At 47.6% G+C, this 13,841-nt stretch carries 10 protein-coding genes and 2 pseudogenes; 11 read left to right on the top strand and 1 reads right to left on the bottom strand.

Going from position 1 to position 13,841, the window contains the following annotated elements; translation table 11 throughout:
• Nucleotides 1-4 precede the first annotated feature (4 nt).
• The gene (locus tag ATN88_RS03060) at nucleotides 5-553 is read left to right on the top strand and encodes a YaeQ family protein (protein WP_067411276.1); all 549 of its coding nucleotides are present in this window, start codon (nucleotides 5-7) and stop codon (nucleotides 551-553) included.
• Nucleotides 554-586: 33 nt separating this feature from the next.
• On the opposite strand, the gene ATN88_RS03055 is transcribed toward ATN88_RS03060, so the two are convergent.
• Nucleotides 587-2,740: a putative bifunctional diguanylate cyclase/phosphodiesterase gene (locus ATN88_RS03055; protein WP_198158321.1), complete on the bottom strand. Its 2,154-nt coding sequence runs from the start codon at nucleotides 2,738-2,740 to the stop codon at nucleotides 587-589.
• Between the two features lie 389 nt (nucleotides 2,741-3,129).
• Here ATN88_RS03055 and ATN88_RS03050 point away from each other — a divergent pair, with 389 nt between their 5' ends.
• From ATN88_RS03050 to ATN88_RS03005, 10 genes and pseudogenes are all read left to right on the top strand, one after another.
• Nucleotides 3,130-4,656 (top strand): EAL domain-containing protein, encoded by a 1,527-nt coding sequence (locus ATN88_RS03050; protein WP_067411931.1) that lies wholly within the window; start codon nucleotides 3,130-3,132, stop codon nucleotides 4,654-4,656.
• 297 nt (nucleotides 4,657-4,953) lie between these two features.
• The gene (gene sbmA, locus ATN88_RS03045) at nucleotides 4,954-5,961 is read left to right on the top strand and encodes a peptide antibiotic transporter SbmA (protein WP_067411271.1); all 1,008 of its coding nucleotides are present in this window, start codon (nucleotides 4,954-4,956) and stop codon (nucleotides 5,959-5,961) included.
• Nucleotides 5,962-6,131: 170 nt separating this feature from the next.
• Nucleotides 6,132-7,091, top strand: coding sequence for a YbgA family protein (locus tag ATN88_RS03040; protein WP_067411267.1), 960 nt, complete (start codon nucleotides 6,132-6,134; stop codon nucleotides 7,089-7,091).
• Nucleotides 7,081-7,929: a MerR family transcriptional regulator gene (locus ATN88_RS03035; RefSeq protein WP_067411263.1), complete on the top strand. Its 849-nt coding sequence runs from the start codon at nucleotides 7,081-7,083 to the stop codon at nucleotides 7,927-7,929. The genes ATN88_RS03040 and ATN88_RS03035 overlap by 11 nt, the downstream gene beginning before the upstream one ends.
• Nucleotides 7,926-9,376, top strand: a pseudogene (phrB, locus tag ATN88_RS03030) (deoxyribodipyrimidine photo-lyase). The gene ATN88_RS03035 and the pseudogene phrB overlap by 4 nt, the downstream one beginning before the upstream one ends.
• Entirely contained in the window at nucleotides 9,373-9,822 is a 450-nt protein-coding gene (locus ATN88_RS03025; protein ID WP_067411258.1) for a nuclear transport factor 2 family protein, read from the top strand. Before phrB ends, ATN88_RS03025 begins: the two are co-directional and overlap by 4 nt.
• Nucleotides 9,819-10,546: pseudogene (locus ATN88_RS03020) on the top strand (SDR family NAD(P)-dependent oxidoreductase). The gene ATN88_RS03025 and the pseudogene ATN88_RS03020 overlap by 4 nt, the downstream one beginning before the upstream one ends.
• Nucleotides 10,543-11,829, top strand: a complete 1,287-nt coding sequence (locus ATN88_RS03015; RefSeq protein ID WP_067411254.1) for an NAD(P)/FAD-dependent oxidoreductase — start codon at nucleotides 10,543-10,545, stop codon at nucleotides 11,827-11,829. The pseudogene ATN88_RS03020 and the gene ATN88_RS03015 overlap by 4 nt, the downstream one beginning before the upstream one ends.
• Nucleotides 11,826-12,566, top strand: coding sequence for a DUF1365 domain-containing protein (locus tag ATN88_RS03010; protein WP_067411250.1), 741 nt, complete (start codon nucleotides 11,826-11,828; stop codon nucleotides 12,564-12,566). The genes ATN88_RS03015 and ATN88_RS03010 overlap by 4 nt, the downstream gene beginning before the upstream one ends.
• A gap of 2 nt (nucleotides 12,567-12,568) precedes the next feature.
• A complete protein-coding gene (locus tag ATN88_RS03005) occupies nucleotides 12,569-13,816 on the top strand; it encodes an SAM-dependent methyltransferase (protein ID WP_067411245.1) in 1,248 nt (415 codons plus the stop codon).
• Nucleotides 13,817-13,841 lie beyond the last annotated feature (25 nt).

Genomic DNA, 13,841 nt, shown 5'->3' with positions numbered 1-13,841 from the left:
ACCCATGGCACTTAAAGCAACGGTGTACAAAGCGTCCATCAACGTGGCAGACATGTCTCGCAATGTTTACCTCGACCAAAACGTGACGCTCGCGCAGCACCCATCTGAAACTGAACAACGCATGATGTTGCGCATTCTGGCTTGGACCATGTATGCGGACGAGCGTTTGCAGTTTACTAAGGGCCTTTGTGAAGACTCTGAGCCTGAGCTGTGGATCAAAAACTACAGTGATGAAATCGAGCTTTGGGTTGAGCTGGGTCTGCCAGATGAAAAACGCTTGAAGAAAGCATGCAGCCAATCGAAAGAAGTGGTGCTGTTTACTTATGGTGACCATGCAGCAGCAGCGTGGAAAGCGTCTTTGCTGAACAAGCTCCACCCGTTCAAAAACCTGACCATCATTAACATTGTTGATGAAGTATTGGATGCCGCTGCGGCAGCATCTAGCCGCACCATGAACATTCAATCAACCATTGAAGACGGTCAAGTGTGGTTCTCGGTAGGTGAGAGCGTAATTTCTGTTCTGCCAGAGGTTTGGAAAACTGCGTCAGCGTAAGATTGCCACCAACGCGTTTTCATAGTGAACTGATTAAGATGCCGGGTATAAACGCCCGGCTCTTTGTTTTTTGAGCAGGGCAATAAGATCGTCGGCTGTCATCGGCGGATAGTAGAAGTGTCCCTGCGCAAAATTACAGCCTATGTTTCTCAGCAGTTCTTGCTGATCTATCGTCTCAACACCTTCCGCTACCACCTTCAGTTGCAGCAAATTCGCCATGCTTACCACCGCCTGACAAATCACCAGATCGTCTTTTGATTGTGGGAGATCTTTGATAAAGCCGCGGTCTATCTTCACCGTGTTAACCGGGAAGTGCTTGAGGTAAGCAAGAGAAGAGTAACCTGTACCAAAGTCATCAATCGCGAGGCTAATGCCAGAAGTAGTTAAGCGGTTCAAGATGTGCTGGTTACGCTCAAGGTTTTCAATGAACACCTGCTCGGTTAGCTCTATTTGCACGCGTTGCGGTGGAATGTCATAGCGGGTCACTGAGCGAATCACATAATCCGCGAGATACCCATCTTGGAACTCATGGCCAGAGACGTTAATCGCGATGCATTTTGGTGCGCATCGTTCATCTAGCATGTGCGAGAACTGCTTGAGAGCGGTATCTACTACCCAATGACCGAGACGCTGCATCAACCCCGTTTCTTCAGCGGTTTGGATGATGATATCCGGACTGATCACTGTGCCGTTACTGGACTCCCAGCGAACTAAAGCTTCTACACCAACAACCTGACGGGTGCGCAAATCCACCTGCGGTTGGAAGTGCAATTGAAGTTCATCATTGTTGATGGCTTTACGTATCGCACGTTCCAGCTCTTTCTTGTGATTGAGCTGTTCTTGCATGGTTTGGTTGTAGGCGACCACCTTGCGGCTACCCAGTGCTTTTGCTTTATGAGCGGCGGTGTCTGCGTGGCGAAGTAACTCATCAGCACGCATGTCTTCGATGTAGCGATACGCAATACCAATCGCACAGGTTGTGAGAATGTCGTTATCTTCGATAAAGAACTCTTCCTCTAAACACATCCTTAACTGATTGGCCTGCATTTCGGCTTCGAGTTGCGACATGCCGGGACAAGCAATCATAAATTGGTCGTTGCTGGTTCTGGCAAGCAGCGCATGGGGTGGGAGCACAGATTTGAAACGTTTGGCGGCTTCAAGCAGCAATTGGTCGGCGACCAAGTAGCCATACATATCATTCACTTCTTGAAGCTTATCTAGCGCGATACACATCAAGACAACGTCTTGTTCTCCTCGGATGGAACGCTCCAAGTAGGTTTCCAACGCAAAGCGGTTGGGAAGGTGAGTTTGTGGATCGTGATTGGCCGTAAACTGTAACTGCGCTTCCACTTCGCGGCGCTGCGTGATCTCGCCTTTAAGCTTGGCAACGGTCGCGGATTCTGCTCGACGACCCATGACATTCACTTCCAATAAATAGAGCGAAATTGCCACCAGGACAGTCACAACAATGCCGGAGATAAAAATCAGCATCGGCAAAGAGAAATAGCTGCGGTCATAGTCAGTTTGTTGCCAAACCGTCAGTTGCCATTTCCCGTTTAGCGCGTTGACGTCGACCATGTTGGTGAGCACACCATGTCCATTTGGAAGCTCTCCGTAGAATTGATTTACGCTGTCGCTCAGCACCAACGTCTGTTCAGGGCGAAGGAACTGGGCTGCAATGGCTTTGAGCATATGGTCGACGTTGTATCTTGCACCCAAATAGCCCGCAATGCGGCCGTTAAACTCTACCGGATGGCGCATTTCCACAAACAGTTCGCCATTGCTGTCTTTGATGACGTTTGAGGTAGAAAGCTTGGAAAGCACCGGCATGGTATTGAACTGCACGGGCGGGGTGATTTGCCAGGTGCTCATATCTACATTGGGTTTGAATTTAGACGGTGAATTCAGAAGCATCTCGCCGTCGGTATTCATCCAGTAGACGCCGATAAAGAACGGGAAGGTTTCGCGAATGTTTGAGGTAACGGAAAGCCAATTTTCTTTAGTTATCTGACCGTCGTTTTGAAAGTTATTGGCGAGCCAGACGATGAAATACGCTTCTTTTTGAAGGTTTACCTCTATCGCCCGTTGCAGTCTGTTTACCTCAATGCTCAGCATTTGATCTTGCAGTTCAACTTGTCTGGATTGGGCACTGCGATACAGCGTAAAGGTAGAAATGAGAATGAGCATACAGATGACGGCAATGGCAGCCACAGACACAAAGCGAGGTGCGTTCTGGGAACTCTCGGTATAAGGTGCATTACGCTGATAGGTGTCGTGCAAGTGGGGAAACCTCATTTGTGAGTCAAATGTCTCTCAATGAAGTCTATGACATAACATTCAAACCGCAATGTAACCACAGGTAAAAATAGTCTTAAAAATAAGAAATAACATTACATTAGCGTTGTATGGAAGCTTTCATACGGGTGTATGAAATTTTAATGATTTCTGCCTTCCTGCCAATTTTGAGAAAACGGTTTTGCTGGTGAATCCTTCCTAAGTCTCGCTTTTTTTTAAAATCATTGGCTTCAAGTGTCCTATTCTTAGCTACAGGTTGATGGGACGCAATGGGAGCCGAAGTGGATTGGCTCAAGAAACACACAAAAGCAGTACTTATTATTATCTTCGCAGCACTGGTTGCGTACTTTTCCCAATTTACGGTGGCCAACTGGCTCGTAAAGCAGAAAATTCAAGAAGATGCAGCGGTGTTGTCCAAACTCTATTCTGGTCTTTACCGGGAGAGCTTTGAGCAACTCAAATCTCTGTCAACAAGAATTAGCTACCAGTGTGATAACGAAGACATTGAGCTGATGAACCAAGCCAAATCAGGCAACCTCTTCGTCGATTACGTAGATCTTCATCTACCAGACAAGCATTCCTGCTCAATCTACAACAGCGAGAAAGCGGGTCGGCCACTCGGTAAATTTCCGCCATCTGATGAACTCGACTTTGGCGACGTAACCTTGGTGATGGAAAACAGCCAGTTCGAGGAAATGCGTCTTCACACCAGCAAAGGAATTCTTCGTTTCATCTTCCAGCAACCTCGTAACTTCCTCTCTAATTGTGAAGAATGCTTGTACATGACTGTCGATGTCGACGGGCGCACCGTTCAGCTATATCAACACTCCAATGAGCCGTATTGGGAAGTGTATGAAGGGCCGATGGGCGAGAACAGAATGATGATTAAGCTCTACATCAATCAAGAAGGCGTAGATTTCTTGGTGGGAGAGCTGGTGGACATGTTCTCCGTGCTTATCGTGTTGTTAGGTGTGCTGTTTGCCGTGGGATTCGAGCTCAATCAGACGGAGCGTAAAGGCCTAAGCGGCTTATTGAATGAAGCGATTGAATCCAACGAGCTAAAACCGTTTTACCAACCTATTGTGCAACCGGAAGGCTCTGGTTACAAAGTAGTGGGTGGGGAAGTGCTTGTTCGATGGCTGGCGTCAAACGGGGAATATATTCCGCCAGATACATTTATCCCTTTGGCTGAACAAAATGGTGCGATCGACAAGATCACTGACCAGTTGGTCGACAATGTTTTGCATCACCTGAAAAGTATCGACCTACCAGAGCGTTTCTTTGTCAGTGTTAATGTGTCGCCAAGCTATTTGGAAAAGCCAGACACGGCTGAGAAACTTTTGGGAAAACTGAAAGACTCCGGTATCGATCCGCATATCCTCTCACTAGAAATCACGGAAAGAACCAAGTTCAGCGACTTAAACAAAGCGGCAGAGTGCATTGAGACACTTACTGAGCAGGGGATTTCCATCAAGCTGGACGACTGTGGAACGGGCTATGGCGCGTTTTCTTACCTGCATATTTTGAACATCGACACGATCAAAATTGATCGTATGTTTGTTGATGGCATCGGAACCGAAAACTTTAAGATCAAGATCCTCGATTCCATCCTTGCCTTTGCGCGTGAATCCAAGCTTCATGTCGTGGCGGAAGGGATTGAAAATAAAACCCAAGCTGACTATCTCATTGGGGCAGGTGTTGAGATGCTTCAAGGCTCTTACTTTGGCGATCCTGTTCCCTTTGATATCTTCAAAACCTCGTTTACTCCTCCAACATCTTTGTCATCAACACATGTTCTCCTTCAATAACTGGTGAAGCGGCGACTCGATCGCCGCTCACTATTTGCGAATGAAAAATATTTTCGTTGCAGTTGATTGCGTGATGAATCGCTGGTGGAATCGGTCTTTTCCTGTTTTAATCAATAAGATCAATTTGTTAACGTCGAGTATTTCTCAAATTCTAAGACTAGACTGAAAGATAGGGCGAGAAAATACGTTCAATTTGGTAAGACTAGGGTCTGTTGATCACCAAAGCACAACAGACCCAAGAAACTCTTTCTCATTTACGGACTCAAAGAGTGACACAAGGCTTAAGGATGTGTGTTTATGTTTAAATCGTTTTTTCTGGATAAGCGCTGGTTTCATTGGTCGATTCTCGGTTCTGCGCTAATCCTCTATGTGACTTGGTACAAAGTAGAAATTGATGTCAAAGTAAATGAGTGGTTTGGTTCTTTTTACAACCTCATACAAAAAGCCCTTACTGAACCAAACGCTGTTAGCTTCGAAGAATTCTTCGCAGGGTGTGTCGAGTTCTTTAATATCGTCTCCATCTACATCATCATCGCTGTCATGCTCGACTTCTTCGTCAGGCACTACGTTTTCCGCTGGCGTACTGCGATGAATGATTACTACATGTCGCATTGGAACAAAATCCGTCATATCGAAGGTGCATCCCAGCGTATCCAGGAAGATACCATGCGCTTTGCACGGATTATGGAAGGACTGGGTGTTAGCTTTATGCGTTCAGTCATGACATTGGTTGCCTTCCTTCCTATTCTGTGGACCTTAAGTGAGAACGTGACAGAGTTGCCATGGATTGGAGAAGTCAGCCGTTCATTGGTTTACCTCGCCATTCTCTCTGCGTTATTTGGCACAGTGTTGTTGGCTATTGTGGGTATCAAACTGCCAGGTCTTGAGTTTAAAAACCAAAAGGTCGAAGCCGCATACCGTAAGGAATTGGTTTTCGGTGAAGATCATGATGAACGAGCGCAACCCGAGTCGGTGAAAGAGCTGTTCCAAAACGTTCGTAAAAACTACTTCAACTTGTATCGCCACTACCTCTACTTTGATATCGCAAAGTGGTCATACATTCAGTACACAGTGATCGTGCCATACATTGCTTTGGGCCCAACGATTGTCTCTGGCGCAATCACGCTAGGTGTCCTGCAACAGATCTTGCGCGCGTTTGGTAAGGTGGAAGACTCGTTCCAATTCCTTGTTCATTCTTGGAGCACGATTGTAGAGCTCATGTCGATTTACAAACGTCTCAAAGGTTTTGAAGAACAAATTGAAATAGCTATCAATGCAGAGCAAGAAGCTGCCACTGACCAGTAACTGTTTGAAATTAAAACTAAAGCCCGCTCATTGAGCGGGCTTTTTAATGCCCTCTGTTGCATAATTCACGCTTTTTTAACTTGTACGCTAAAAAATATTTGTACAAGAGTGATCCATTGTTACGCTTAAGTTGTACAAATAATAAAACCTGTACAACAAGGAGCAGGATTATGGCGATTAAATTAGGTGTCAGTGCGTGTGTTGTTGGCGAGAAGGTCAGATTCGATAGTGGTCATAAGCGCAGTCATTTTGTCAGCGAAGAATTAAACCCGTTTGTAGAGTACGTGCCAGTTTGTCCTGAAATGGCCGTTGGCCTTGGCGTGCCAAGACCCACCATCAGATTGCTGGACCGCGGCGAAGAGATTGGCATCCGCCTTGTGGATTCAAAAGACGCAGACATCGACCACACAGACAAAATGGTGGAGTTCAGTAAAGCCACTGCGGAACGTTTGGCTGACATGGAACTGTGTGGCTATGTGGTCTGTGCTAAATCGCCTACCTGTGGCATGGAACGCGTGAAGGTTTACAGAGAAAACGGCTATGTGGCGTCAGAGAAAATCGGCGTCGGTCTCTACACCGCTGAACTGATGAATCGCATGCCTTGGCTGCCAATCGAAGAAGACGGTCGACTCAACGACCCGGTCCTCAAAGAAAATTTCGTTTTCCGTGTGTTTGCACTGCACGACATGTATCAGTCGATGTCTGACGGGATCACGCGCAAAGCGATTATCGACTTTCACTCCCGCTATAAGCTGGTCCTGATGGCGCACAGCCCAACGGATTATAAAGAGCTGGGCGCGTTCGTGGCCAAGATTGCTGACTACGAGATCGACGAATTTTTCGCGGAATACCGTACCCGTTTCATGCAAGCCATTGCGCACCGCGCGAGCAGAAAGAACAACACCAATGTGTTGATGCACCTTCAAGGCTACTTCAAGCGTGATTTGGACAAACAGCAAAAGGCTGAACTGGCAGGGCTGATTGAATCCTACCGCAAAGGAACCATGCCTCTGCTGGCACCGTTAACGCTGATTAATCACCACTTGCAGCAAAACCCCGATCAATACCTTGAGAAGCAAAGCTATCTGAATCCATACCCAGAAAGCCTGAGGTTGCGTTATGGGCTCTGAGGAAACCTTGCTGACCATTGGTGAAGTGTCTGAGTTGACCGGCGTTAACTCCGTCACCTTGAGAGCGTGGCAGCGTCGTTATGGTTTGTTAAAGCCGCAACGCACGCCAAAAGGCCATCGCCTCTACACCACGGATGATGTGAGTCGTATCCGCAGCATTCTGGTTTGGCTCGACAAAGGTGTGCCCGTCAGTCAGGTCAAAGCCTTGCTTGAAAACCAGCCTGAGCAACAGCGTGTCAGCGACACGTCGAACGAGGAGTTTGAAGGCATCAAAGATGCATTGATGTCTTTAAACGCCAAAGGCCTGACGAACAAGTTGTTAGATTTGACCAAACACTATCCGATTCAGGTGTTGAGTAAGCGCATCTTTGAACCCTTAGATGACTGGCTTTCAACGCACAAATCGCAGGCCATGAAACCTTACGTGAGTCTGTGGCAAACAACCCTGCGTAACCTGTTGGTGCATTTGTCTTTCGAAGCGGCAAAAGGTAAAGCCCAGAAACGCTGCTGGCTTATCGGATTAGATGAAAAGTACGGGTACCGAATTTACACCAAAGCGTTGCAGTTACAGCTAAACGGTTACAGTGTCACAACGCTTGAGGACGTCAACACGGGCATCACAGGGCTTTACGCCTCGCTGGTAGACCAAGGTATCGACAAACTTGTGATGTTTTCTGATCAGGCGTTACCGACTGCCTTGCGCAAAGACATAGAAGATGTCGTCGCCAAAGGTGGTTTGGTTGTTGAACTGGCAGGAAAGTGCGTCGTAATACACCCAGAGCTGTCGTCGGGTGTAGTGGAAAACGAAAAGCAAACGGATAAGGGAGTAACGCAATGAAACTGATGTGGTTCAGACGTGACCTGCGCGTTAAAGACAATCTTGCGTTGACGAAAGCCTGTGAAGGCGGTGAGCCTGTCATTGCGGTGTTTTTCGAAACACATGAGCAGTGGAAATCACACCACATGGCACCGATTCAGGCGGACCTTATCTGTCGACGATTACAGGTATTAAGGCAAGAGCTTGAAGCACTGAACATCCCGCTGATTGTCAAAAGCGTGGGAACATTTAGCGACATCAATCCCGTGCTCGCTCAACTTTGCCAAGAATACCAAATTGCGGATATCTACAGCACCAAAGACTATGAGTTTGACGAGGTAACGCGAGACAACGGTATTTCTGGTTTATTGAGCCTCACAAGCACCTCGCTTCACACGTTTGACCACAAATGTATTTTCTCACCAGGCACCATCGTTAATGGCGATGGAAACACCTATCGCGTATTCACACCATTCAAAAAGGCGTGGGTGAAAAAATTCATTCAAATGCCACCCCAGCATTAAAAACACCCGATGCAGTTGCGACCAATGTGCTGACGCAAGGGTTGCTGAAGAATCAGAACGCGATTGAATTCCGTTACCCGCAAGTTGACTCGGTAAGTTGGCCTACGGATGACAGCACTATCATTCAGCGTCTCAGAGATTTCTGCCGTTATCGTGTCGAGCAGTATGACGAATCACGAGACTTTCCGGCGATTCCTGCCACCAGTCAGCTTTCTCCTTATCTTGCTATTGGTGCCATCTCACCAAGGCAATGTGTTGCCAGACTACTGGCTGAACAACCGGACTGTATTGAGCGAGGTGCTGGCGGCGGATTTATTTGGCTGTCAGAGATTATCTGGCGTGAGTTTTATCAGCACATCGTGGCGCGCTACCCAGAAATCAGCAAAGGAAAAGCCTTTCAAGATTGGACAGATAACATCAACTGGGATGGTGACGAACTCAAGTTTGAACGATGGAAGCAAGGCAAGACGGGTTACCCCATTGTTGATGCTGCAATGCGGCAATTAAACGAAACAGGGTGGATGCATAATCGCCTGAGAATGATTGTTGCGAGCTTTTTGGTCAAGGACTTACACATTGATTGGCGATGGGGTGAAAGGTACTTCATGTCTCGTTTAATTGATGGTGATTTTGCGGCGAACAACGGTGGGTGGCAATGGTCTGCATCTGTAGGCACGGATGCCCAACCTTATTTCCGCGTTTTTAACCCTGAAGCGCAGAGCAAGAAATTTGATCCGAATACCCGATTTATCCGTAGATGGTTGAAAGAATTAGAAACTGTTCCTGAAAAGGCTCTCCACGATCCTCACAAATGGGCAGAAAAACAGGGGTTGGAGCTTTCGTATCCCAAGCCCATCGTCAACCACAAATTAGCGCGCGAAAAAGCTATCGCCATGTTTGAAAACGCGAAGGCTAACCAAAACACGCACAGGGCTGAATCATGATGCACTCAACCATTAATTCGGAACGAGATACGCTCGACAAGTTTATCTCCATCTATTCGTCGCTGAGGAAGGACAACCTCAAGACACTAGATGAGATTTACAGCGACGACGTGGTGTTTGAAGACCCGGCGCATCGCATTGAGGGTTATGGCAACCTCGCGAGCTACTTCGAATCACTGTACACCAACGTCAACGACTGTCGCTTTGAGGTTCATGACTATGCCGTTAACGCAGACGTAGCGTTTCTGAGTTGGACCATGACGTTGTCGCATCCCAAATTGCAGGGCGGTGAATCACGTTCAGTGAATGGTTGTACGCGTCTGACGCTGCGAGAAGGGCGCGTTGTCATGCATCGCGATTACTTCGACCTCGGCGAAATGCTTTACGAAGCCCTGCCTGTGCTTGGCTCGGCAGTGAAACTCATCAAGAAGAGGTTGGGGCAATGAAACGCGTACTCATCACCGGCGCGTCTTCAGGCATTGGATTCCAACTTGCCAAAGACTACGCCCAAGATGGCTGGGATGTTATTGCCTGTGGTCGTAACGTTGCCAACCTTGAAAGCTTGTCAGGCATCTATAGCAACATTCAGGTGCTGTCGTTCGATGCAACAGACAAAGCAAACACGGCTGAAACGCTTAATGACGTTGGTGATCTGGATGTCATCATCTTGAACGCAGGGACGTGCGAATACATTAATCATGGCCGCATTGATGTAGACCTGTTTAAGCGAGTTTTCGACATCAACCTGTTTGGATTGCTCAACTGCATTGAAGCCTTACAAGACAACTTCAGCGAAAGAACACATTTGGCATTGATGGGTTCAACCGCTTCCTATCTCGGCTTGCCACGCGCTGAGGCATACGGTGCCTCAAAGGCGGCTGTTGCTATTTGGCTAAGTCATTGGCTGTGGATCTTGAGTCAAAGGGCGTGTTTGTTTCTTTGATTTCGCCAGGCTTTGTGAAAACACCACTAACAGATAAGAACGATTTCGCTATGCCAATGTTGATTCCCCCAGAGGAAGCGTCTTTGGAGATCCGACAAGGTTTGGCAAAGCGGAAAAATGAAGTGCACTTTCCGCGTAAATTCAGTTACTTCCTTAAGGTGCTGGCAACCTTGCCCACCGCCGCACAACTTGCACTCGTTAAAAAAATGACAAGGAAAACACAATGAGAATTGCAATCATCGGTTCAGGGATTTCAGGCCTAACGTGTGCGCACTACCTGCAGCACGATCATGACATCACCGTCTATGAAGCTAATGACTATGTTGGCGGTCATACAGCGACGATCGACGTTGAAGTTGCCAGCGGAAAATACGCGATTGATACCGGCTTTATCGTGTTTAACGACCGCACTTATCCGAATTTTCAAAAGCTGCTGTGTGATATCGGTGTCGGTGCGCAGGAAACGGAAATGAGTTTCAGTGTTCGCAATGACGACAACGGCCTCGAATATAATGGTCACAGCGTGTTCTCCTTGTTCGCGCAGAAGCGAAACTTGCTGAATCCTCGTTTCTACAAGTTCATTTCGGAAATTCTGCGCTTCAACAAAGAAGCACGTGAGGCGCATTCCAATGCTTCTCATGGTGATGAATTGGTCGAACAAACGTTAGGCGAGTTTCTGTCGCGTCGCGGTTACAGCGATTACTTTTGCCAGAACTACATTCTGCCGATGGGTGCTGCGATTTGGTCATCAACGCTGTCGGACATGCGTGCATTTCCTCTGAAATTCTTCCTGCGATTTTTCCAAAACCACGGCCTGCTGGACGTGACCAATCGTCCTCAGTGGTTCGTGATTCCGGGGGGCTCGCGTGAATACGTAAGGAAGATGATCCCGCCATTTGAAGACCGCATTAAGCTCAGTGCCAAAATCACCAGCGTTGTACGTGCAGGTTCGCTAGTTCGCGTGATTACCGAGGAAGGGATAGACGAGTTCGATCAAGTGATCTTCGCCTGTCACAGCGACCAAGCACTGGCTTTGTTGGATAACCCAACGGCGGATGAAAGAAAGCTGCTTTCGGCGATGGAATACCAAAACAACGACGTGGTGCTTCATACCGATGACTCCATGCTGCCGAGGAAAAAAGCCGCATGGGCAAGTTGGAACTACCACCTTGGAAAGCAAGACGGTCGAGAAGATAGACCTGCCGCGCTGACGTACAACATGAACATACTTCAGGGTATTGAATCGCCAGAAACGTTCTGCGTGACGCTTAACCAAACTGAAAACATCAATCCAGACAAAATCCTACGCAAGCTTGTTTATGCCCATCCGGTGTTCGACCAGAAATGTATCGAAGCACAAGGCCAACGTGAGCGTATTAGCGGCCAAAACAACACATGGTTCTGTGGGGCATATTGGTACAACGGCTTCCACGAAGACGGCGTTCGCAGTGCGCTAGATGTGGTGAATGGCATTTCATCTTTGCCAACGCCGCTAAAGGTTGCGTCATGAACAGCCAAGACGGAAACAGCGGCCTGTTTGTGGGTACGGTGCGACACAGACGTTTTACGCCCGTAGAGCATACGTTCAACTACCCAATGTTTATGGCGTTGGTGGATTTAGATGATGTGGAAAGCCTGGCGAGTAAGGTACGCGGTTTTTCACTTCGCAAATGGGCAATGGCGTCCTTCTATCGCCCGGATTATATGCAAGGGCGAGTAGACACCAAACAAGCCGCTCAAGACAAAATTTATGAACTGACGGGGAAACGCTTTACCGGAAAAGTGCTGTCACTGTGCCATTTGCGCTATTTCGGGATGTATTTCAGCCCAGTCAATTTTTATTACATTTACGACAATCAAAACCAATGGCAGTACGTATTGGCAGAGGTGAGCAACACACCTTGGAATGAACGCCATTACTACGCGGTTCCTGCTGGGAAGCATTGGGAAAACGACAAGGCATTCCACGTATCGCCGTTTAACCCTATCGATCAGAAATACGTCTGGAAACTCAGACCGCTCGATCAAACGGCGTTTGTTCACTTGGAAACGCACAGAGAAACCCGCGAGTTCGATGCGACACTTGCGCTAAAACGACAACCTTTTACGTCCGCAGAGCTGGCAAAGCTCATTGCAAAGACACCCATCATGACAGTGAAAGTCGTGGCTTCAATTTACTGGGAAGCACTGAAGCTATGGGTGAAAGGAGCTAGGTTCTACGGTCATCCCGAACAGGTAAAGGAGTAACCATGTATACGAGTCAAATTCAAACGGTGGAACTACCAGTAACAAAAAAAGACACCTTTGCACGAAGCTTGTTGCTCAATACCTTAGGGTACTTAAAAAATGCGTCTTTAACCCTGGTGGATTTTGACGGGCAAACGACGCAGCTCGGCGACAGCAATTCAGACTTGCATGCCGAGATCATTGTGCGCCACCCGGGCTTCTATCGCAGGGTGTTATCTGGCGGCAGCATCGCGGCGTCAGAAGCGTATGTAGACGGATGGTGGGATTCACCAGACCTGACCAATGTGATTCGTGCCGTATGCCGAAACCTCGATGCGCTTGATCGCATCGAGAGTAAAGTGGGCTGGGTGGCTTCAATCGCTCAAAAGCTGTCACATTGGCAAAACCGCAATACCAAAGAGAACTCTCGTTCCAACATTTCGGCGCATTACGATCTTGGTAATGATCTTTATGAGCGTTTCTTGGACGAGGAAATGCTGTACTCAAGTGGGATCTACGAAAGTGACACTGACAGCCTTGAAGCCGCGCAGTTTCAGAAGATGGATCGTCTTTGCAAGCAGCTTCAACTTAAACCAACGGATCACCTCGTTGAAATTGGGACTGGATGGGGTGCAATGGCGATTCACGCCGCCAAGCATTACGATTGTCGCGTGACAACCACGACGATTTCAGAAGAACAGTATCAATGGGCAAAAAGCCGTATCGTTGATGAAGGTCTAACGCACAAGATCACCCTGCTCAAACAAGATTACCGTGATTTAGAAGGGCAGTTCGACAAGCTGGTTTCCATTGAAATGATTGAAGCCGTCGGAAAGCAGTTCTTACCGACCTACATCAAAAAATGCCAATCGCTATTAAAGCCAAATGGACTCATGGCCATTCAAGCCATCACCATTGCAGACCAACGTTATGATTCTTACAGCAAGAACGTCGACTTTATTCAAAAGCACATTTTCCCTGGTGGTTTCTTGCCATCGGTGAATGTTCTGCTTGATCACTTCACTAAGCAATCAGACTTCGTTGTCCGCGACCTGAAAGACATTGGTCTGGATTACGCTAAGACGTTGCAAGAGTGGCATGAGCGTTTTAATGAGCGTGAAACCGAGCTTGAAGAGCTGGGCTATGACGAGAAGTTTTCTCGCTTGTGGCGATACTACTTTTGCTACTGCGAAGGTGGATTCCTAGAGCGCACTATCAGCACAGTTCAGCTGGTGTTGAGCCGCCCAGATTGGCGAGAAGCCTTGCGCTAACGTATTTAGGCGCTGAGTGTTATTT

Source organism: Enterovibrio coralii, from assembly GCF_001559595.1.
Classification (GTDB): domain Bacteria; phylum Pseudomonadota; class Gammaproteobacteria; order Enterobacterales; family Vibrionaceae; genus Enterovibrio; species Enterovibrio coralii.
This window is presented reverse-complemented; position numbering and strand designations above follow the sequence as displayed.